Source organism: Paraburkholderia bannensis NBRC 103871 (assembly GCF_000685015.1).
Classification (GTDB): domain Bacteria; phylum Pseudomonadota; class Gammaproteobacteria; order Burkholderiales; family Burkholderiaceae; genus Paraburkholderia; species Paraburkholderia bannensis.
Map to the genome: position 1 here is coordinate 167,899 of NZ_BAYA01000009.1, position 19,503 is coordinate 187,401.

The 19,503-nt window shown below is 64.3% G+C and carries 21 protein-coding genes; 8 read left to right on the plus strand and 13 right to left on the minus strand.

Annotated elements, in window-relative coordinates:
* Nucleotides 1-137 precede the first annotated feature (137 nt).
* Both yjgA and mog read left to right on the plus strand, forming a co-directional pair.
* Nucleotides 138-749, plus strand: a complete 612-nt coding sequence (yjgA, locus tag BBA01S_RS16090) for a ribosome biogenesis factor YjgA (protein WP_027817352.1) — start codon at nt 138-140, stop codon at nt 747-749.
* Nucleotides 736-1,359: a molybdopterin adenylyltransferase gene (mog, locus tag BBA01S_RS16095; protein WP_042297336.1), complete on the plus strand. Its 624-nt coding sequence runs from the start codon at nt 736-738 to the stop codon at nt 1,357-1,359. The genes yjgA and mog overlap by 14 nt, the downstream gene beginning before the upstream one ends.
* A 100-nt stretch (nt 1,360-1,459) precedes the next feature.
* On the opposite strand, the gene orn is transcribed toward mog, so the two are convergent.
* Entirely contained in the window at nt 1,460-2,113 is a 654-nt protein-coding gene (gene orn / locus BBA01S_RS16100; protein WP_027817354.1) for an oligoribonuclease, read from the minus strand.
* A 146-nt stretch (nt 2,114-2,259) separates the two neighbouring features.
* On the opposite strand from orn, the gene BBA01S_RS16105 reads away from it, so the two are divergent.
* From BBA01S_RS16105 to BBA01S_RS16115, 3 genes are read left to right on the plus strand one after another with little or no spacing between them, the layout of a single operon-like run.
* A complete protein-coding gene (locus BBA01S_RS16105) occupies nt 2,260-3,531 on the plus strand; it encodes a M48 family metallopeptidase (RefSeq protein WP_042297338.1) in 1,272 nt (423 codons plus the stop codon).
* A complete protein-coding gene (rsgA, locus tag BBA01S_RS16110) occupies nt 3,528-4,511 on the plus strand; it encodes a ribosome small subunit-dependent GTPase A (RefSeq protein WP_027817356.1) in 984 nt (327 codons plus the stop codon). The genes BBA01S_RS16105 and rsgA overlap by 4 nt, the downstream gene beginning before the upstream one ends.
* Before the next feature lie 23 nt (nt 4,512-4,534).
* A complete protein-coding gene (locus tag BBA01S_RS16115; RefSeq protein WP_027817357.1) occupies nt 4,535-4,858 on the plus strand; it encodes a putative signal transducing protein in 324 nt (107 codons plus the stop codon).
* A 76-nt stretch (nt 4,859-4,934) separates the two neighbouring features.
* On the opposite strand, the gene BBA01S_RS16120 is transcribed toward BBA01S_RS16115, so the two are convergent.
* The 6 genes from BBA01S_RS16120 to rpsP all read right to left on the minus strand — a co-directional run bounded on the left by BBA01S_RS16120 (nt 4,935) and on the right by rpsP (nt 9,299).
* Nucleotides 4,935-5,873: a CobD/CbiB family protein gene (locus BBA01S_RS16120; protein WP_027817358.1), complete on the minus strand. Its 939-nt coding sequence runs from the start codon at nt 5,871-5,873 to the stop codon at nt 4,935-4,937.
* A gap of 177 nt (nt 5,874-6,050) precedes the next feature.
* Nucleotides 6,051-6,746 carry a CoA pyrophosphatase gene (locus tag BBA01S_RS16125; RefSeq protein WP_027817359.1) on the minus strand — a complete coding sequence of 232 codons (696 nt, stop codon included), beginning with the start codon at nt 6,744-6,746 and terminating at the stop codon, nt 6,051-6,053.
* Between the two features lie 86 nt (nt 6,747-6,832).
* On the minus strand, nt 6,833-7,231 hold the full coding sequence (gene rplS, locus BBA01S_RS16130; protein WP_027817360.1) for a 50S ribosomal protein L19: 399 nt from the start codon (nt 7,229-7,231) through the stop codon (nt 6,833-6,835).
* Between the two features lie 153 nt (nt 7,232-7,384).
* Nucleotides 7,385-8,152 carry a tRNA (guanosine(37)-N1)-methyltransferase TrmD gene (gene trmD, locus BBA01S_RS16135; protein ID WP_027817361.1) on the minus strand — a complete coding sequence of 256 codons (768 nt, stop codon included), beginning with the start codon at nt 8,150-8,152 and terminating at the stop codon, nt 7,385-7,387.
* A gap of 34 nt (nt 8,153-8,186) precedes the next feature.
* On the minus strand, nt 8,187-8,963 hold the full coding sequence (gene rimM / locus BBA01S_RS16140) for a ribosome maturation factor RimM (protein WP_084162204.1): 777 nt from the start codon (nt 8,961-8,963) through the stop codon (nt 8,187-8,189).
* 75 nt (nt 8,964-9,038) lie between these two features.
* Nucleotides 9,039-9,299: a 30S ribosomal protein S16 gene (gene rpsP, locus BBA01S_RS16145; protein ID WP_027817363.1), complete on the minus strand. Its 261-nt coding sequence runs from the start codon at nt 9,297-9,299 to the stop codon at nt 9,039-9,041.
* 323 nt (nt 9,300-9,622) lie between these two features.
* Here rpsP and BBA01S_RS41470 point away from each other — a divergent pair, with 323 nt between their 5' ends.
* The gene (locus BBA01S_RS41470) at nt 9,623-10,759 is read left to right on the plus strand and encodes a PQQ-dependent sugar dehydrogenase (protein WP_042297340.1); all 1,137 of its coding nucleotides are present in this window, start codon (nt 9,623-9,625) and stop codon (nt 10,757-10,759) included.
* A 173-nt stretch (nt 10,760-10,932) separates the two neighbouring features.
* Nucleotides 10,933-11,403 carry an NINE protein gene (locus BBA01S_RS16155; RefSeq protein WP_027817364.1) on the plus strand — a complete coding sequence of 157 codons (471 nt, stop codon included), beginning with the start codon at nt 10,933-10,935 and terminating at the stop codon, nt 11,401-11,403.
* 29 nt (nt 11,404-11,432) lie between these two features.
* Here the strand turns inward: BBA01S_RS16155 and BBA01S_RS41475 are convergent, their stop codons facing one another.
* Both BBA01S_RS41475 and BBA01S_RS16165 read right to left on the minus strand, forming a co-directional pair.
* On the minus strand, nt 11,433-12,614 hold the full coding sequence (locus tag BBA01S_RS41475; protein WP_042297341.1) for a PA0069 family radical SAM protein: 1,182 nt from the start codon (nt 12,612-12,614) through the stop codon (nt 11,433-11,435).
* 117 nt (nt 12,615-12,731) lie between these two features.
* The gene (locus tag BBA01S_RS16165; RefSeq protein WP_027817365.1) at nt 12,732-13,220 is read right to left on the minus strand and encodes an Lrp/AsnC ligand binding domain-containing protein; all 489 of its coding nucleotides are present in this window, start codon (nt 13,218-13,220) and stop codon (nt 12,732-12,734) included.
* Between the two features lie 179 nt (nt 13,221-13,399).
* Between BBA01S_RS16165 and BBA01S_RS16170 the strand changes: the two genes are divergently transcribed.
* A complete protein-coding gene (locus BBA01S_RS16170; RefSeq protein WP_027817366.1) occupies nt 13,400-14,686 on the plus strand; it encodes a D-amino acid dehydrogenase in 1,287 nt (428 codons plus the stop codon).
* Nucleotides 14,687-14,769: 83 nt separating this feature from the next.
* On the opposite strand, the gene BBA01S_RS16175 is transcribed toward BBA01S_RS16170, so the two are convergent.
* From BBA01S_RS16175 to BBA01S_RS16190, 4 genes are all read right to left on the minus strand, one after another.
* Nucleotides 14,770-16,557, minus strand: a complete 1,788-nt coding sequence (locus tag BBA01S_RS16175) for an acyl-CoA dehydrogenase (RefSeq protein WP_027817367.1) — start codon at nt 16,555-16,557, stop codon at nt 14,770-14,772.
* A gap of 130 nt (nt 16,558-16,687) precedes the next feature.
* Nucleotides 16,688-17,623, minus strand: a complete 936-nt coding sequence (locus BBA01S_RS16180; protein WP_027817368.1) for an electron transfer flavoprotein subunit alpha/FixB family protein — start codon at nt 17,621-17,623, stop codon at nt 16,688-16,690.
* 15 nt (nt 17,624-17,638) lie between these two features.
* Nucleotides 17,639-18,388, minus strand: a complete 750-nt coding sequence (locus tag BBA01S_RS16185; RefSeq protein ID WP_027817369.1) for an electron transfer flavoprotein subunit beta/FixA family protein — start codon at nt 18,386-18,388, stop codon at nt 17,639-17,641.
* Between the two features lie 254 nt (nt 18,389-18,642).
* On the minus strand, nt 18,643-19,440 hold the full coding sequence (locus tag BBA01S_RS16190) for a MetQ/NlpA family ABC transporter substrate-binding protein (RefSeq protein ID WP_027817370.1): 798 nt from the start codon (nt 19,438-19,440) through the stop codon (nt 18,643-18,645).
* Nucleotides 19,441-19,503 lie beyond the last annotated feature (63 nt).

Here is a 19,503-nt window from a genome sequence, read left to right on the forward strand (position 1 = left end):
ACGTCAGACGCGTTTCGCGATCATAGCAAGGACTGCGCGCGCGCACCGAGGCTGAGCGTGCCGCAATGCCGCATCGCATGCGTGCGTCACGGCCGCCAAGTCCGATCGGCTCGCGCGCGCACGCTACAATATGCGTCATGAAACGCAAAACCCGCATTCAACCCATGAACGACGCTGTCGCCGAAGTCGACGACAACGGTTACGATCGCCCGAGCAAATCGCAGCTCAAGCGCGATATGGAAGCCCTGCAGCAGCTGGGCGTGGCGCTCGTCGAGCTCCCCAAGGACGCGCTCAAGCGCATGCCGATGACGGAAGACCTCGCGGACGCCGTCCACGAAGCCCGCCGCATCTCCGACCACGAAGGCCGCCGCCGCCAGCTCCAGTATGTGGGCCGCATGATGCGCGGCCTGACCGAGACCGAAGTCGCGGCCCTGCGCAAGGCGATGGAAGAGCATCGCGGCGTGAACAAGGCGGCCACGGCGCGCCTGCACTGGATCGAGCGCACGCGCGAGAAACTGCTGGCCGACGACGAGGCGCTCACCGCCTTCATCCGCGAATATCCGGCCGCCGACCCGCAGGAAGGCCGCACGCTGATCCGCAACGCGCGCCGCGAGCACCAGCAGGCCAAGCCGCCCAAGTACTTCCGCGAGCTGTTCCAGTGGATCAAGGACGTGAGCCACCAGGGCAACGAGGACGCAGACGATGCGGATCACGATGCCGGTGAGGATCGCGAAGATGACGAAGCCTGAGCGCAGCCATCCTGACGAACTCGTGATCGGCCTCGTGTCGGTCAGCGACCGCGCGACCGCGGGCGTCTACGAGGACAAGGGCATTCCGTCGCTGATGGAGTGGCTCGGCGCGACGCTCAAGTCGCCCTGGCGCGCCGAAACGCGCCTGATTCACGACGATGCGGCCACCATTTCGGCCACGCTCACGGCGCTGGTCGACGGCCTGGGCTGCGATCTCGTGCTGACCACGGGCGGCACCGGCCCGGCGCGCCGCGACGTCACGCCCGAGGCGACGCTTGCGGTGGCCACGAAGGAAATGCCCGGTTTTGGCGAGCAGATGCGCCAGATCAGCCTGAATTTCGTGCCGACGGCGATCCTGTCGCGCCAGGTCGCCGTGATCCGCGAAACCGACGATCACGCGGCGCTCATCATCAACCTGCCCGGCCAGCCGAAGTCGATCAAGGAAACGCTGGAAGGCCTGCGCGACGAGAACGGCAAATCGAAAGTGCCCGGCATTTTCGCGGCGGTGCCCTACTGCATCGACCTGATCGGCGGCCCGTATATCGAAACCGATCCGGCCATCGTGGCCGCGTTCCGGCCGAAAAACGCGCAACGCCCGCCGCGCGCGTAAGCGCATCATTCGCGTAGATCACGCGCGTAGAAAAGCAAAACGGCGCCCAGGGGCGCCGTTTTTCACAACCAGCCTGCAGAGCGGGCGTTTTGCGTACGCGTTACTGCGCGTCGCCGCCCGCAGCCGCCTCCGTCGAGCCGCCGAGCGGCGCCGACGGAATCAGGAAATGCTCGCGGTAGTACTTGAGTTCGTCGATCGACTCGTGGATGTCGGCCAGCGCCGTGTGCATCGCGCGCTTCTGGAAACCCTTGTAGATCGCGGGCTGCCAGCGGCGGCACAGCTCCTTGAGCGTGCTCACGTCCAGATTGCGGTAGTGGAAGAAGCGCTCCAGCGTGGGCATCCAGCGCGCCATGAAGCGGCGATCCTGGCAGATCGAGTTGCCGCACATCGGCGACTTGCCCGGCGGGACGTACTGCGCGAGGAAGGCCAGGATCTGCTCGGTGGCGCTTTCTTCGGTGACGGTCGAGGCGCGCACGCGCTCGGTCAGGCCCGAGCGGCCATGCGTGTTACGGTTCCACTCGTCCATGCGGTCGAGCGCCGCTTCGGACTGGTGAATCGCCAGCACCGGGCCCTCGACGATCTTGTCGAGCGTCGAGTTGGTCACGACCACGGCGATTTCGATGATGCGGTCGTTATCGGGGTCGAGACCCGTCATTTCCATGTCGAGCCAGATCAGGTTCATGTCGGTGCGCTGCATGGCCGCAGTCGCCTGGCCCGACGGGTCGGCCGGGTCGGCAGTAGTGATGTCTGTCATGAATGTCGCCTGGAACAATAGGGAAACTGCAGGAAAGCTGCAGGAAAGCGGCGCGCGCCGCATGCGGCCATCGTCGCCATTGCAGGATGCAATGCGCGGGCCGCCAAGAACATATAATTGTCGCATAGATACCACGGACTTCCCGGATGCCTACTTTGTCCCCTGCGCTCGCTTTCAGCGCACTTTTCATGGTCGCCGTGCTGGCGATGGTCGCCACCAAATTGTGGCTGGCCTCGCGCCAGACCCGCTTCGTCGCGGCCCACCGCGATGCGGTGCCCGCCCAGTTCGCGGCCACGATTCCCCTCGCGGCGCACCAGCGCGCCGCCGATTACACCGTCGCGCGCACGCGCCTCGGCATGTTCGAGATTGTGCTGTCGGCCGTCGTGCTGATCGCGCTGACGCTGCTCGGCGGCGTGCAGGCGCTCGACCTGGGCCTGTCCGACTGGCTCGGGCGTGGCTATGTCGGCCAGATCGCGCTGATCGGCGCGGTGCTCGCGGTGAGCGGCATCATTGAATTGCCGATCGATTACTACCGCCAGTTCGTGGTCGAGGAGCGTTTTGGCTTCAACCGCATGACCCGCGGCATTTTCTTCATGGATCGCATCAAGGGGCTCGTGATCGGCGCGGCGTTCGGCATTCCGCTGCTGTTCGTCGTGCTGTGGCTCATGAAGCAGGCAGGTAGCCTCTGGTGGCTGTGGACGTGGGTGGTCTGGGTCGGCTTCCAGATGCTGGTGCTGGTGCTCTACCCCACTTTCATCGCGCCGCTGTTCAACAAGTTCGAGCCGCTCAAGGACGAAGCACTGCGCTCGCGCATCGAAGCGCTGATGCAGCGCTGCGGCTTCGCGGCCAAGGGCCTGTTCGTGATGGACGGCAGCCGCCGTTCGGCGCACGGCAACGCCTATTTCACGGGTTTCGGCGCGGCCAAGCGCATCGTGTTCTTCGACACGCTGCTCGCGCGCCTCTCGGGCAGTGAAATCGAAGCCGTGCTCGCGCACGAACTCGGCCACTTCAAGCGCCGCCACGTCATCAAGCGCATGGTCGTCACCTTCCTGATCAGCCTCGTGCTGCTCGGTTTGCTCGGCTGGCTCACGCAGTGCGTCTGGTTCTACGAGGGGCTGGGCGTGCGTCCGTCGCTGCTCGGCGGCAACGAGGGGCTTGCGCTGGTGCTGTTCTTCCTCGCCGTGCCGGTGTTCCTGTTCTTCATCACGCCGTTCAATAGCCTGAGCTCGCGCAAGCACGAGTTCGAGGCCGATGCCTTCGCCGCCACGCAGACCGACGCGCAGCAGCTCGTCAACGCGCTCGTGAAGCTGTACGAGGACAACGCGTCGACGCTCACGCCGGATCCGCTCTACACCGCGTTCTACTACTCGCATCCGCCGGCTTCGCAGCGGATCGACAAACTGCTCGCGCACGCATGAACCGGCGCGCATCGAAAGCCGCCGGCGGGGCTGCACAATCCGCACCGAACAGCACGGCGAACGCCGCGACGCTCCATGGCGTCGTGATCGCCGCGCACGGCCGCCACTACCTGGTCGCGCCGGACGACGGCGGCGCGCCGCTGCAGTGCTTCCCGCGCGGCAAGAAGAGCGAAGTCGCCGTGGGCGACCGCGTCGACTATCAATCAACGTCGGCCGACCAGGGCGTGATCGTCGCGATCGGCGAGCGTCGCAACCTGCTCTACCGCTCCGACCAGTTCAAATCGAAGCTCTTCGCGGCCAACCTCGACCAGTTGCTGATCGTGCTCGCCACCGAGCCGCATTTCAGCGAGGATCTGCTCGGGCGCGCACTGGTGGCCGCCGAAGCCAATGGCCTCACGCCCATCATCCTGCTCAACAAGATCGACCTGGAAGCCGCGCTGCCGCTCGCGCGCCAGCGGCTGGAGCGTTATCGGGCGCTGGGCTACACGGTGCTGGAAGTGTCCGAGAAGAAGCATCCCGAAGAAGCGCACGCGATTCTCTCGAAGCATCTCTACGGCCACCAGACGATCCTGCTCGGGCAGTCGGGCATGGGCAAATCGACGCTCGTGAACCTGCTGATTCCGGACGCCGAAGCCGCGACGCGCGAGATCTCGACGGCGCTCAACAGCGGCCGCCATACGACGACGTTCACGCGGCTCTACAAGCTGCCGGACGTGGGCCCGGAAGGCGCTAAAGGCGGCGCGCTGATCGATTCGCCGGGTTTCCAGGAGTTCGGCCTCTATCACCTCACCGAAGGCACGCTGGAGCGCGCGTTCCCCGAGTTCCGGCCGCTGCTCGCGCATTGCCGCTTCTACAACTGCCATCACCTGCACGAGCCGGGATGCGCGGTGCTCGAAGCGGTCGAGGACGGCCGCATCGCGCCCGAGCGCCACGAACTCTACGCCCAGCTCGTGCACGAAATCAGCCAGGTCGTGCGCTGACGCGCGCGCTTTCGCGACAGTCCATGCTCAAGCTCGTGCGCGCGCCCAATGTGGTCATCGCCCAGCACTGGATGAACATTCTGGCCACCGCTGGCGTGCCCTGCGAGCTGCACAACCGCTACCTGAGCGGCGCGATGGGCGAGATTCCGGCCGAACAGTGCGCGCCGGAAATCTGGCTCGTCGACGAGCGCGACGAGACGCTCGCGCGCAAGCTGATCGCCGATGCGACGCTCGGCCCCAAGCCCGGCGCGCCTTCGTGGCGCTGCCCGCAGTGCGGCGAGACGCTGGAGCCGCAGTTCACCGTCTGCTGGCAATGCGGGCGCGAGCGCGATCCGCGCGACGACTGAAGCACTCGCCAGAATGCAAAACGGCCCGCTTGAAGCGGGCCGTTTTTTTGTCTCGAAGCCGGATGATGACGCGTGCTCACACCCACACGGCAATCGTCAGCATCAGCAGCAGGATCATCCACAGGATCACCGCACGCCACACCAGGCCGACCGCCGATTGCAGCGTACGTGGCGTGCAGTCGTCGCCGACCGTATAGGGGCCACCGTCGCCCGGCTGCGCGAGCGCATCGACGCTCGACTGTTCGGCGAGCGGGCCCGACAGGCGCGCACCCAGCGCGCCGCTGCCGGCGGCCAGCAGCACGCCTTCGTTGGTGTCGGGCCACTGGTTGGCGTGATTGCGCCAGGCGTAAATCGCATCCTCGAAATTGCCGACGATCGCGAAGCCCAGCGACGTCAACCGCGCCGGAATCCAGTCGATCACGAAGAACACGTGCTGCGCGAAATTCGAGAACGCTTCGGTGCGGTCTTCGGCGGGACGCGCCCATTCGCGCGCGAGGTATTCGGAGATCCGGTAGAGCACCGCGCCCGCCGGGCCGATCGGCACGAGGAACCAGAAGAACACGCCAAACACGTGGCGATGCGAGGCCACCACCGCATGGATGAGCGTGTGGCGCACGATCTCGCTCACGGGCATGTCCACCGTGTCGAGGCCAGTCCATTCGTTGAGGATTTCACGCGCGCGCGGCACGTCGTCGTTGTTCAGCGCAAGGTGGATATCGGTGAAATAGTGGCTGAACTGGCGAAAGCCCAACGTGAAGTACACCACCACCACGTTCCAGAGAAACGCCAGCACGAAGCTGATGTGATAGAGCACGTAGTAGACGAGCGCCGTGGCCGCCGTCCAGGGCAGCACCACCACGAGCCAGGCAATCAGGCCATGTTTCTGCTTGCCCGCGTCAAAACCATGCGCGGCCCATTCCGCATTGAGGCGCACCAGCGCCATCACCGGATTATTCGGCGAAAGCGCCCGCACCTGTTCGATGACGAGAGCCAGCAATACGGAGAAGAAGGTCATGCGACGCGCCGTGCAAGTCAGGTTGCAAAAGAGGATTCGGGGGTTTCAGGGGCTTTCAGAAAATTGTTGCAACGATATCACAGGGCCAGATGTACCTGAACGTCTGGCGGCAAAGACACAACAGACGCAGCGCAGCAATGCAGAAACGCGTCGCGAATCTGCAATCCGGGGGCCGCTTCAGGCCAACAGGAAGCGATAAAAGTTGCGCAGCATGCCGGCGGTCGCGCCCCAGATGAAATGCGAGGCGCCGACGGCACCCGCCTGGCCGCCCTGCTGCGGATACGGCATGGCGAAAAAGCGGCGCTCGCCGCCTTCCCAGCGGAACACCCGAATTTCATGGTTCGCGGGGTTCATCAGGAAGTTGAGCGGTACTTCGAAGATGCTCGCCACTTCGAGCGAATCGGCGGCCAGCGAAAACGGCTCGTGCACGAGGCCCACCACGGGCGTCACGCGAAAGCCCGTGCCGGTCAGGTATTCGGGTAGCGCACCGAGCACCTCGACACGCGCCGGGTCGAGATCGACTTCTTCGTGCGCTTCGCGCAGCGCGGCGGCGATGGGCGTGGGGTCGGACGGTTCGCGGCTGCCGCCGGGAAAGCTCACCTGGCCAGCGTGATTGCTCAGATGGTCGGCGCGCTGCGTGAGCAGCACCGACAGACCCGAGGCGCGGATCACCAGCGGCATCAGCACGGCGGCTTCGCGCGGGTCGCGGATATCCATGACGCGGGATTCCTGCGGCTCGGGGTGCCAGGGCAGGCGTTGTTCGAAGCGCGCGCGCAGCCCGTCGGGCGTGAGGCGTCCGGCGGCGACCCTGGGCAGATCGGCGCCGGTCGATTCTATCGGCAGGCTTTCGGGTTCAAATACAGGACGGATCAACGGCTGACTCGGGATTCGGGCACATCGGTTTATTGTGCGGCCAAAAAGAAAAAAGCACCCCGGAGGGTGCTTCTTTCTTACAGCTTTTACGCCTGCTCGGCAGCCGGAGCAGCTGCGCGGTCTTTCGACACCAGCTTTTCCTTGATGCGAGCCTTCTTGCCCGACAGGTTGCGCAGGTAGTAGAGCTTCGCGCGACGCACGTCGCCGCGGCGCTTCACCACGATGCTTGCCAGCAGCGGCGAGTACGTCTGGAACGTACGCTCGACGCCTTCGCCCGACGAGATCTTGCGAACGATGAACGCCGAGTTCAGACCGCGGTTACGCTTTGCGATCACGACGCCTTCGTATGCCTGAACGCGCTTACGCGTGCCTTCGACAACGTTCACGTTGACGATCACCGTATCGCCCGGGGCGAAATCGGGGATGGTCTTCTCGCCCAGCACGCGCTGGATCTCTTCCTGCTCGAGTTTTGCAATCAGATTCATGGATTGACTCCGTAAGCCATCTTGTCGGCGTTCGTACCCGTTGACGGAAAAACCGGCAACTACGGCCCCGATAGAGGATGGATTCACAACTGGCGCCGTTCACGCATGAAGCGGCACCGCCTTGGACGCCTCGCGCCCTGCCCGCCCGAAGCCTTACGCTTCGTTCGCGCTCTTCGCGAGACTAGTGAGCCATGCCTCGTCGGCACGGCTCAACATCTTGTTCTTGCGGGCCCGAGCGATGAGGTCGGGCCGTTTTTGCCACGTGTTGCGCAGCGCCTCGCGGCGACGCCATTGCTCGATTTCCGCATGATGGCCGCCGAGCAGCACATCGGGTACGCGCACGCCGTCGTATTCCTCGGGCCGCGTGTAATGCGGGCAGTCGAGCAGACCGTCCGCGAAACTGTCCTGCACCGCCGAAAGCGCGTCGTTCAACACGCCCGGCAGCAACCGCACCACGGCATCCATCAGCGCCATCGCGGGCAATTCGCCACCCGACAGCACGAAGTCGCCAAGGCTGACTTCCTCGTCCACGCAACGGTCGACCAGACGCTGGTCGATCGCCTCGTAGCGACCGCACAGGATCACGAAACCGGGTTCCTGCGCGAACTGCACGGCGCGCTCGTGCGTGAGCGGCTTGCCTTGCGGCGACATCAGCAGCACACGCGGTTTCGCTACACCCTGCTCCGCCTGCGCGGCTTTCGCCGCGTCGATCGCCGCTTCGAGCGGCTTGGCCAGCATGACCATGCCGGGGCCGCCGCCGTAAGGACGATCGTCGATGGTGCGGTAATTGTCGGTCGTGAAATCGCGCGGATTCCACGTACGCAACGTGTAACGCTGCTGCTTGGCTGCCCGGCTGGTAATGCCCCAATCGGTGATCGAGCGGAACATTTCGGGAAAGAGCGTAACGACATCGAACTGCATCGCTCTCTCCGTTCAGCGAATCAGCACAGCAGGTTCAGTAATCGGCTTCCCAGTCGACGACAATGCGCTTCGCCGCCAGGTCCACCGTCTTCACAAACACGCCGACGAACGGGATCAACCGCTCGCCGGTGGTGGGCTTGCCGTCCTTGCCCGTTTCCGGGTACTCGATGCGCAACACCGACTGCGCACCGTTGTCGATCAGGTCGGCGACCTTGCCCAGCTCGACGCCCGCCTCGTTGGCGACATCGAGACCGATCAGGTCAACCCAGTAATACTCGTCGGCTGCCGGCGCCGGGAAATCGGCGCGGCTCACGTAGATACGCGCCCCGCGCAGCAATAGCGCGGTATCGCGGTCGGCGATGCCACCCAGTTGCCCGACGACGGAATCGCCGTGCACCTTCGCGCTCACACATACCGCGGAATGACGCTCGGGCCGCTCGCGCCCCTTGAGGAGCCACCAGCGCTTCGCCGCCAGCAAGGCTTTGCCGCCTTGTGCGTGCGGAGCGATCTTCAGCCCGCCCTTAAGGCCGTAGGCTTCGATCACGGCACCGACTTCGACCGCATCGGCCGGCCAGCTCGCCGGGGTTTCGGCGCGCAGGCCTTCGGCAGTTGCCTCAGCGTCTGCCTTGGGCGCGCTTTCGCGCACAGGCGGCGCCTTACGCACGAACGCACCGAAATTCGGTGCGTTGCGCGCCGGGCGCCCACCCTCCCGGCCACTGTTCTGCGGCGTCGCTTCGCCCGTAGCCTTGGCAATCGCCTTTGCGTCGTCCGCTTTTGCGTCCTTCGCGTTAGCGTCCCTAATTACGGGCATGGACAAACCTCGCAGCCAGCTTGAATTCGCACACGCGGCTTACGCTGCGCGCACGGGGTAAAACACGTCAAAGACTTAAGCAGCCGGTTGGGCTGCAGCCTTTTGCGCTTCCTTCACGAGACGCTCGACAGCCGGCGACATTTGCGCGCCGTTTTCCTGCCAGTACGTAACGCGATCTTGAGCGATACGCAGCGTTTCACCCTTGGTAGCGACCGGGTTGTAGAAGCCCACGCGCTCGATGAAACGGCCGTCGCGACGGTTACGCGAATCGGTTGCGACGATGTTGTAGAACGGGCGCTTCTTCGAGCCGCCGCGTGCCAGACGGATGATAACCATACTAGAATCCTTGAAAACCGGGGGTTCGGGACTACTGAAACATGCGATTATAGCCCGAAACCAATGGCATAACAAACACTTAACTGAAAACCGCGCTGCTCAACCAGAAAGGCCGCACGAAAGCGGCAAGGAAGGCGACGATGCAAGGCGACCGAAACCCGGCTCGCAGGGACAACGAGGGTACCTGTGCGATGGCGGCGCAGCGGCTTCTGGCGCGGGCCTGGGCGATTTTCAAACGGTGTAACGGGCGCGTCTTCACGCTTTCTGCCGATGCGTCCCTCGAACGGCAGAGGTGTGGCGCCGACGCATCGTCGGCACCACCAGTGCGCAAAGCGCCGCGTATTTTACGCGATACCGGCGCGACGATTGCCGCCGCCCTCCTCTTCTGCGCATCGAGCGCGCATGCCGCGCTGCCCATCGAGCGCATCAAGCTGCCACCCGGCCTCCATATCGAAGTGCTCAGCGACGACGTGCCCGCCGCACGCGAAATGACGCTCTCGCCCAACAAAGGCATTCTTTACGTCGGCAGCATGGAGGGCCGCGTCTATGCGCTCGAATTGCGCGACGGCAAGCTCGTGAAGCGTCATGTGGTCGCCAGCGGCTTGAACATGCCAGTGGGTGTGGCGTGGCGCGATAACGCTCTATATGTATCCGCCGTGTCGTCGATCGTGCGGCTCGATGCCATCGACGATCATCTCGACGATCCGCCCAAACCCGCCGTCGTCACCGACCAGTTGCCCAGCGAGCGTCATCACGGCTGGAAATTCATCGCCTTCGGCCCGGACGGCAAGCTCTACGTGCCGCAAGGTGCGCCCTGCAACGTCTGCCTGCCCGCGAGCGATCCGCAGCGCACCCACTTCGCGATGATCGGCCGCATGGATCCGGACGGCTCGCACTACGAGACCATTGCGCGCGGCGTGCGCAATACGGTGGGTTTCGCGTGGCATCCGCAGACGCACGAGCTATGGTTCACGGACAACGGCCGCGACATGCTCGGCGACGATATCCCCGACGACAAGCTCAATCGCCTCGCGCACACCGGCGAGGACTTCGGCTTTCCTTATTGTCACGGCGGCAACGTGAGCGACCCGGAATTCGGCAAGCAGCATCCGTGCAGCGACTTCACGCCGCCGGTCGTGCAACTGGGCGCGCACGTCGCCTCGCTCGGCATGCGCTTCTATACAGGCGCGATGTTTCCCGCCGCCTACCGCAACAGCATCTTCATCGCCGAGCACGGCTCGTGGAACCGCAGCCGCAAGGTGGGCTATCGCGTCGTGCGCGTCACGGCCGACGCCAACGGCGCGAACGCGCATCAGGAAGTGTTCGCCCAGGGCTGGCTCAATGCCGACGATACGCAATGGGGCCGCCCCGCCGATGTGCTGCCGCTGCCCGATGGCTCGCTGCTCATCAGCGACGATTACGCCGGGGCGATCTATCGCGTGACTTACACGCGACCTTGAGCCCCCCCCCTGAATCGACTCACGGCCCAGGCTGTTCCGGACATAAGGCGCAACACCTGCTGAAGCACGAACGCCGCACGTACAATGACCCGCGGGCCGAGACAGCCCGCTCGTCGTTTGCTTTGCGCGTTCGAATACCGCTCTACGCGCCGTCCGAGAAAACCCGCCAGCCCATGCCCAATCAGAAAAATCCCGCACGCTTTCGCAACAAGACGCTCACCGCCGCCCTCGCCTTTCTGCTAGGCAGCCTGGGCGCTCACCGCTTCTATCTGTATGGGCCGCGCGACGTGTGGGGCTGGGCCCATATCGCCGGCACGCTGCTTGGGATTCCGGGCGTGATGCTGCTCGTGGCCACCGAACGCGCATCGATTGCCGGCTGGGTGCTTGCCGTGATCGGCGCGGTGTCGGTGCTTTCGGCGTTTCTCGCGGCGATCGTCTACGGCCTGCGCCCCGACGACAAGTGGGACGCGCAGTTCAATGCCGCCTTCGCGGGCACGCGCGTGAGCGGCTCGGGCTGGACGGTGATCTTCGTGGTGATCTTTTCGCTGCTGATCGGCGCGTTCCTGCTGATGACGGGACTCGCGCTCTCGTTCCAGACGTATTTCGAATCGCAGGTCGAAGCGGCCAGGGCGCTCTCGCAGTAAGCGCGTGCGCCGGCGCTAGAACGGATCGGCTAGAACAGGTCGAGCTGCGGCTTGTCCCGCACGGTCTTCTCGCGCACGAACTCCGACATATCCAGAATACCGTGGCGGCGCTCGTTGAGCCCGAGCCGCTTCACGGCCTGATGAAAGCGCTGCTTGAGCAGATCGGCCCATAGTCCCGTGCCCTTCATGCGCTGCGAAAAATCCGACTCGTAATCCTTGCCGCCGCGCATGTCGCGCACGCGGCTCATCACACGCGCCGCCCGCTGCGGGAAATGGGCCTCCAGCCAGCCCTGAAACAGCGGCGACACTTCCCACGGCAGACGCAGCACGATATAGCTCGCGCTTGTCGCGCCCGCTTCGGCGCAGGCTTCCAGCACCCGTTCCATGTCGGGTTCGGTGACGAAGGGAATCACGGGCGCGATGCTCACGCCCACCGGAATGCCCGCCTGAGCGAGCGTGCGGATCGTGCGCAGGCGACGCGCGGGCGTGGCGGCGCGCGGCTCCAGCGTGCGGGCGATATCGGCGTCGAGCGTGGTAATGGTGATCGCCGCCATGAACTGCCTGCGCTGCGCCATCGGCGCGAGCAGATCGATGTCGCGCTCGATCAGCGACGATTTGGTGATGGCCGCGAACGGATGCTGACGCTCGGCCAGCACCTCGATCACGCGGCGCGTGAGACGCAAGTCGCGCTCGATGGGTTGCCAGGCGTCCGTGTTGACGCCCAGCGCGATCGGCTCCGGCTCGTACGAGGGCTTCGAGATCTCGCGCAGCAGCAAGTCGGGCGCGTTGATCTTCGCGTAGAGCCGGCTTTCGAAGTCGAGCCCCGGCGACAGCCCGAGATAGCTGTGCGTGGGTCGCGCGAAACAATAAATGCAGCCGTGCTCGCAGCCGCGATACGGATTGAGCGAAACATTGAACGGGATATCCGGCGACTGGTTGCGCGTGAGAATGCTTTTCGCGCGCTCCTCGAAGACCTGCGTGCGCAGCAGATCGGCCTGGGGCCCGTCATGTTCTTCGCCTTCCTCGGGCTGCGCCTGCTGCCAGCCATCGTCGAAGACTTCGCGCTGGTCGACTTCGTAACGCCCCTGCATGTTCGTGACCGCGCCGCGCCCCTTGCGTGGCGCAGGCGGGGCGACGGGATACCACGTGTCAGTGTCGTGCTCACGTGTGTCGCGAGTGTCGGCTTGCCGACTGGATTCCGGGTCGTTCACGGCTCAATGCAAAAAAGCGTCTCGATACTGTACAAATATACAGTATCGAGACGCTTTGTCGAGCGAGAAAAACAGGGCCGAACTCAGCCCCGGAATGCGCCTGGAAGCGGCCTGCGCCTACTCGCCAACGGCGATCGTCAGCGTTTCCTTGATCTCTTCCATCACCACATAGCTCTTCGACTGCACCGCGCCCGGCAGTTGCAGCAGGATGTCGCCCAGCAGCTTGCGGTAATCGGCCATCTCGCCGATGCGCGCCTTGATCAGATAGTCGAAGTCGCCCGAAACCAGGTGGCACTCCAGCACCTCGGGAATCTTCTGCACCTCGCGGCGGAACTGGTCGAACATGTTGCCGCTCTTGTGGTCGAGCGTGATCTCCACGAACACCAGCAGCGCCGCACCCAGCACGTTGGGATTCACGCGCGCGTAGTAGCCCGTGATGACGCCGTCGCGTTCCATGCGCTTGACGCGTTCGATGCACGGCGTGACCGACAGCCCCACCTGCTCCGCGAGGTCTTTCATGGCCATGCGGCCGTCCTCCTGGAGCAGTTTCAGGATGCGGTGATCGAGCCGGTCGAGCGCACGAACCGGCTGACGCTGCGTTCTCATGTTTTTTTCCTGAAAATCTAAAAAATACAATAACAAAATCTGGACGTTGAACAATAGCATAGGCGATATCACTGGCTACATCCGATTTTTCATGCCTTGTGCGCTGCACACGCCTCAGACAGGCGGTTCAGCCCGGCAAAGCGGCGTAGCCCCAAACAAATCTAACTGGTGGAGCAGCTATGCGAGTCGTCGTGTTGGGCAGTGGTGTGGTCGGGGTGGCCAGCGCCTGGTATCTTGCCCGCGCGGGCCATGAAGTGACGGTGATCGACCGCGAGCCCGCTCCTGCGCTGGAGACCAGCTTTGCGAACGCCGGCCAGATCTCGCCGGGTTATGCCGCGCCGTGGGCCGCGCCCGGTGTGCCGCTCAAGGCCATCAAGTGGATGTTCGAGAAGCACGCGCCGCTCGCGATCCGTCTCGACGGCACGAAATTCCAGTTGCAGTGGATGTGGCAAATGCTGCAAAACTGCACGGCCGATCGCTACGCGCTCAACAAGGGCCGCATGGTGCGCCTGGCCGAATACAGCCGCGACTGCCTGCAGGCGCTGCGCGCCGACACCGGCATCCAGTACGAAGGCCGCACGGGCGGCACGCTCCAGGTGTTCCGCACCCAGCAGCAATTCGACGGCGCACAGAAAGACATCGCCGTGCTCAAGGACGCCAACGTCCCGTACGAACTGCTGACGCCCGCCGAACTCCATCGCGCCGAACCGGCGCTCGCCGCCGTCTCGCACAAGCTCACGGGCGGCCTGCGCCTGCCGGGCGACGAAACCGGCGACTGCCAGCTGTTCACCACGCGCCTCGCCGCGATGGCCGCCGAGCTGGGCGTCAAGTTCCGCTACAACACGCCGATCGACGGCCTCGTCGTGCAAGGCGACCGCATTGCCGGCGTGCAGTGCGGCGCGGAAGTCGTGCGTGCGGATTCCTACGTCGTGGCGCTCGGTTCGTTCTCGACGAAGATGCTTGCGGGCCTCGTGAAGATCCCGGTCTATCCGCTCAAGGGTTATTCGATCACCGCGCCGATCGTCAACGCGGGCGCAGCGCCGGTGTCGACCGTGCTCGACGAGACCTACAAGATCGCGATCACGCGTTTCGACGACCGGATCCGCGTGGGCGGCATGGCCGAAATCGTCGGCTTCGACAAGACGCTCAAGGAAGCCCGTCGCGAAACGCTGGAAATGTGCGTGAACGACCTGTTCCCGGGCGGCGGCGACACGACCAAGGCCACGTTCTGGACCGGCCTGCGTCCGATGACGCCGGACGGCACGCCGGTGGTGGGCCGCACGCCGTTCTCGAACCTGTTCCTGAACACGGGCCACGGCACGCTGGGCTGGACGATGTCGTGCGGCTCGGGTCAGTTGCTCGCCGACCTGATCTCGGGCAAGCAGCCCGCGATCAAGGCCGACGATCTCTCGGTCTATCGCTACCTCGGCGAGACCAAGGGCGAGCATCGTCCGGCTTACGCGTAACGCCCGCTTCTCGTTGGTGTAGAAAAACGGCGGCCCGTTCACACGAGCCGCCGTTTTGCGTTTACCGCCGCAGGTCAATCCCGTCAGAACTGATCCTCGGCAAGCGCGAGCACGCCTTCCGAGCCCTTCGCGCTGACAATCGACGCTTCGAGCGCGACCGCCTGCGGCAGCACATGCTCGGCGTAGAACTGCGCGGTCGCGATCTTCGCGCCGTGGAACTTCGGATCATCCTGCATGAGGCGCTGCGAGGCCAGCATCGCGCGCGCCATCTGCCAGCCGCCCAGCACGATGCCTGCGAGCTTCAGGTACGGCACGCTGCCCGCGAATACGGCGTTCGGGTCGCGCTTTGCGTTCGCGAGCACGAAGTCCACCGTCAATCCCAGCGCCTGCTGGCCGAGCGCCAGATGATTCGCCATCGACTTGAACGCGGCGCCGTCCTGCGCGACCAGCTCAGTGACGGTTTCGCCGATCTCTGCGAGCAACGCCTTCACCACCGCCCCGCCGTCGCGCAGCGTCTTGCGGCCAATCAGGTCGTTGGCCTGGATCGCCGTGGTGCCCTCGTAGATCGCGAGAATGCGCGCGTCCCGATAGAACTGCGCCGCGCCGGTTTCCTCGATGAAACCCATGCCGCCGTGCACCTGCACGCCCAGGCTCGCGACGTCGATGGCCAGCTCCGTGCTCCAGCCCTTCACGATCGGCACGAGGTATTCGTAGCCCGCCTGGTGTTGCGCCCGCCTCGTTTCGTCGGGATCGCGATGCGCAAGGTCGCTCTGCGCCGCCGCGACGTAAGCGAGCGCGCGCGCCGCTTCGGTCAGCGCGCGCATGGTCGCGAGCATGCGGCGCACATCCGGATGGTGAATGATCGTCGTCGCCGCTTTCGACGAACCGTCGATGGGCCGGCTTTGCACGCGCTCCTTCGCGTAGGCCAGCGCCTTCTGGTACGCGCGATCGGACACCGCCACGCCCTGCATGCCCACCGCGAAGCGCGCGGCGTTCATCATGATGAACATGTATTCGAGGCCGCGATTCTCCTCGCCGATCAGCTCGCCAATCGCGCCGCCGTGGTCGCCGTACTGAAGCACCGCCGTCGGACTCGCCTTGATACCGAGCTTGTGTTCGATCGACACGCACTGCACGTCGTTGCGCGCGCCGGGCGTGCCGTCTTCGTTGATGAGGAACTTCGGCACGATGAACAGCGATATGCCCTTCACGCCTTCGGGCGCATCGGGCGTGCGCGCGAGCACGAGGTGGACGATGTTCTCCGCCATGTCGTGCTCGCCCCAGGTGATGAAGATCTTGGTGCCGAACACCTTGTAGGTGCCGTCGGGCTGAGGCTCGGCGCGCGTGCGCACGGCGGCGAGATCCGAGCCGGCCTGCGGCTCGGTGAGGTTCATCGTGCCCGTCCAGACGCCCGCAATCAGTTTCGGCACGAAGCGCTGCTTTTGCGTCTCGCTGCCCGCCGTGAGCAGCGCCTCGATGGCGCCGTCGGTGAGCAGCGGACACAGCGCGAACGAAAGATTCGCCGCGTTGAGCATCTCCACGCACGGCGTGCCGACGAGCTTGGGCAAGCCCTGTCCTTCGTATTCCTGAGGATGCTGCACGCCCTGCCAGCCGCCCGCGACGTACTGGCCGAACGCCTGCGCAAAACCGGGCGTCGCGTGCACCGTGCCGTTGTCCCAGCGACTGGGGTTGCGGTCGCCCTCGGCGTTCAGCGGTGCGAGCACTTCGCCGCAGAACTTCGCGGCCTCGTGCAGCACGGCTTCGACGGTTTCGGGCGTGGCGTCCTCGTAGCCTGGCAGCGCCGCGATGGCGTCGAGTCCCGCGAGTTGCTGCATCACGAACAGCATGTCCTTGATCGGCGCGTCGTACATGTCAGTCCTCCCAGTCTCCGGCTGTTCCGGTTATCGGATAAAAAAAGGGACGCTTAAAGCGCCCCTTTTCTGTTTCAGACGTCATGTGGTGACACGCGTCTGGTTTGCGTTATTCACGCATCGTTCCGGCTTAGCCGAGCTCTTTGACGAGCTCCGGCACAACCGTGAACAGATCGCCAACGAGGCCGTAGTCAGCCACGCTGAAGATCGGTGCTTCTTCGTCCTTGTTGATCGCGACGATGACCTTCGAGTCCTTCATGCCGGCCAGATGCTGGATCGCACCCGAGATGCCGACCGCAACGTACAGCTGCGGAGCGACGATCTTGCCGGTCTGGCCGACCTGGTAGTCGTTCGGCACATAGCCCGCGTCGACGGCTGCGCGCGATGCGCCCAGCGCTGCATTGAGCTTGTCAGCGAGCGGCTCCAGCACTTGCGTGTAGTTCTCGCCGCTGCCGAGACCCCGGCCGCCCGAGACGATGATCTTCGCGCTCGTCAGTTCCGGACGGTCGAGCTTCGTGACTTCGCGGCCAACGAACGCTGCCTTGCCGTTGTCGGCTGCGGCTTCGAGCTTTTCAACCGCTGCGCTGCCGCCTTCGGCAGCAACTGCGTCGAATGCCGTCGTACGCACAGTGATGACCTTGACCGGATCCGCCGATTGCACCGTCGCAATCGCGTTGCCTGCGTAGATCGGACGCTCGAACGTATCCGGCGAATCGACTGCCGTGATGTCCGAGATCTGCGCGACGTCGAGCTTCGCAGCGATACGCGGCGTCACGTTCTTGCCCGCTGCCGTTGCCGGCGCCAGGATGTGCGAGTAGTTCTTCGCGATGGCGAGAACCGTGGCTTCGACGTTCTCAGCCAGACCTTGCGCGAGTTGCGGCGCGTCGGCCAGCAGCACCTTCGACACGCCCGCGATCTTCGCTGCAGCGTCAGCCGCTGCTTGAGCGTTGTGACCTGCGACCAGCACGTGCACGTCGCCGCCAATCTTCTGTGCGGCAGCAACCGTGTTCAGCGTTGCAGCCTTGATCGACTGATTGTCGTGTTCAGCAATAACCAGATTCGTCATTTTCTTCTCGCTCCCTTACAGCACCTTGGCTTCGGTCTTCAGCTTCTCGACCAGCGTCTTCACGTCGGCGACCTTCACGCCTGCCGAACGCTTCGGCGGCTCAGCGACCTTGAGGGTCTTCAGACGCGGCGTGACGTCCACACCGAGGTCTTCGGGCTTGATCGTTTCCAGCGGCTTCTTCTTCGCCTTCATGATGTTCGGCAGCGTGACGTAGCGCGGCTCGTTCAGGCGCAGATCCGTCGTAACGACTGCGGGCAGCGTCAGCGACAGCGTTTCCGCGCCGCCGTCGACTTCACGTGCGACCGTAGCCTTGCCGTCTGCAACCGTGATCTTCGAAGCGAAGGTGGCTTGCGGCAGGTCTGCCAGTGCAGCCAGCATCTGGCCGGTCTGGTTCGAATCGTCGTCGATCGCCTGCTTGCCCAGGATGACGAGCTGCGGCTGTTCCTTGTCGACCAGCGCCTTGAGCAGCTTGGCGACGGCCAGCGGCTGGAGGTCTTCGTTCGACTCGATCAGGATGGCGCGATCCGCGCCGATCGCCAGCGCCGTGCGCAGCGTTTCCTGCGCCTGCGCCACACCTGCGGACACAGCAATGACTTCCGTCGCCACACCCGCTTCCTTCAGACGCACCGCTTCTTCAACAGCGATTTCGTCGAACGGGTTCATCGACATTTTCACGTTCGCGATGTCGACGCCCGTGCCGTCCGACTTCACACGAACCTTCACGTTGTAATCGACTACGCGCTTGACTGGCACAAGGACTTTCATTCACATGCTCCGAAGTTACGAATACGTCAACCTGGCGGACATTATAGCGATAGCGTTCCCGCACGCACCCGCCGCCAGCATTTTTCCCGCACGACCCGCTTTGCAGTCGCAGCCGCCCCATTTTCGCGGCTGGCTGCCTTGTTCGCCAGTAGCGAACGGTCGTGCGATTTTATGTCGGAAAAAACCCGGGCTCAAGCCCGGGCTCCGACTGAATTCTCTATCTAATTCGTCGCGGCTGGACTCGCCCACCAGAATTACCAGGAGGCGATCACCGCCCCGCCGAACTTCTGCTCGATGTACTGCTTCACTTCCGGCGACCGGTAGGCCGCCGCCAGCTTCGCCGCCCACGGCTTGTTGCGGTCTTCTGCACGGATCGCAAGGATATTGACATACGGCCCGTGCGGATCTTCCATCGCAATGGCGTCGGCCTTCGGCTTGAGCCCGGCCTGCATCGCGAAATTCGTATTGATCGCGGCGGCGTCCACATCGTCGAGCGAACGCGGAATCTGCGCCGCGTCGAGTTCGACGATCTTCAGCTTCCTGGGGTTATCCACGATGTCGATGGGCGTGGCCTTCAGACCTGCACTGGCGCGCAGCTTGATGAGGCCTTGCGTCTGCAACAGCAGCAACGCGCGCCCGCCATTGGTCGGGTCATTAGGCACCGCAATCCGCGCGCCTGGTTTGAGCTGCGTCAGCGTCTTGATCTTCTTCGAGTAAATGCCCATCGGGAAAGTGACCGTGTCCGCAAGCTTCACGAGCTTGTAGCCACGATCCTTCACCTGCGCATCCAGATACGGCTCGTGCTGGTAGCTGTTGGCGTCGAGATCGCCGCCCGCCAGCGCCGCATTCGGCTGCACGTAATCCGAGAACTCGACGATCTTGATGTCGAGGCCGTTCTTCGCCGCGACGCGCTTCACCACTTCCATCACCTGCTCGTGCGGGCCGCCCGTCACGCCCACCTTGATGGTCTCGTCCGCATTCGCGAGAAGCGGCGCGGCGAGCACGGCGGCGCCAAGCGCCGCAGCCAGCCCAATCACAAAACGACGTTGCATAACCAAACCTTTGTCTCTGTAGTTATTGATCTATAGCGAAAAAACGCCTGGCCAGCCTCGTCG

Bases quoted from the DNA above. Each gene is read 5' to 3' on its own strand.
- BBA01S_RS16120 (WP_027817358.1), bottom strand. From the start codon at position 5,873: ATGACCTTCTTCTCCGTATTGCTGGCTCTCGTCATCGAACAGGTGCGG.
- rsgA (WP_027817356.1), top strand. From the start codon at position 3,528: ATGAACCGGCGCGCATCGAAAGCCGCCGGCGGGGCTGCACAATCCGCA.
- rpsP (WP_027817363.1), bottom strand. From the start codon at position 9,299: ATGGTTATCATCCGTCTGGCACGCGGCGGCTCGAAGAAGCGCCCGTTC.
- BBA01S_RS16180 (WP_027817368.1), bottom strand. From the start codon at position 17,623: ATGACGAATCTGGTTATTGCTGAACACGACAATCAGTCGATCAAGGCT.
- yjgA (WP_027817352.1), top strand. From the start codon at position 138: ATGAAACGCAAAACCCGCATTCAACCCATGAACGACGCTGTCGCCGAA.
- BBA01S_RS16175 (WP_027817367.1), bottom strand. From the start codon at position 16,557: ATGTACGACGCGCCGATCAAGGACATGCTGTTCGTGATGCAGCAACTC.
- BBA01S_RS16155 (WP_027817364.1), top strand. From the start codon at position 10,933: ATGCCCAATCAGAAAAATCCCGCACGCTTTCGCAACAAGACGCTCACC.
- BBA01S_RS16190 (WP_027817370.1), bottom strand. From the start codon at position 19,440: ATGCAACGTCGTTTTGTGATTGGGCTGGCTGCGGCGCTTGGCGCCGCC.
- BBA01S_RS16105 (WP_042297338.1), top strand. From the start codon at position 2,260: ATGCCTACTTTGTCCCCTGCGCTCGCTTTCAGCGCACTTTTCATGGTC.
- rplS (WP_027817360.1), bottom strand. From the start codon at position 7,231: ATGAATCTGATTGCAAAACTCGAGCAGGAAGAGATCCAGCGCGTGCTG.
- BBA01S_RS16170 (WP_027817366.1), top strand. From the start codon at position 13,400: ATGCGAGTCGTCGTGTTGGGCAGTGGTGTGGTCGGGGTGGCCAGCGCC.
- orn (WP_027817354.1), bottom strand. From the start codon at position 2,113: ATGACAGACATCACTACTGCCGACCCGGCCGACCCGTCGGGCCAGGCG.
- rimM (WP_084162204.1), bottom strand. From the start codon at position 8,963: ATGCCCGTAATTAGGGACGCTAACGCGAAGGACGCAAAAGCGGACGAC.
- BBA01S_RS16115 (WP_027817357.1), top strand. From the start codon at position 4,535: ATGCTCAAGCTCGTGCGCGCGCCCAATGTGGTCATCGCCCAGCACTGG.
- trmD (WP_027817361.1), bottom strand. From the start codon at position 8,152: ATGCAGTTCGATGTCGTTACGCTCTTTCCCGAAATGTTCCGCTCGATC.
- BBA01S_RS16185 (WP_027817369.1), bottom strand. From the start codon at position 18,388: ATGAAAGTCCTTGTGCCAGTCAAGCGCGTAGTCGATTACAACGTGAAG.
- BBA01S_RS16165 (WP_027817365.1), bottom strand. From the start codon at position 13,220: ATGAGAACGCAGCGTCAGCCGGTTCGTGCGCTCGACCGGCTCGATCAC.
- mog (WP_042297336.1), top strand. From the start codon at position 736: ATGACGAAGCCTGAGCGCAGCCATCCTGACGAACTCGTGATCGGCCTC.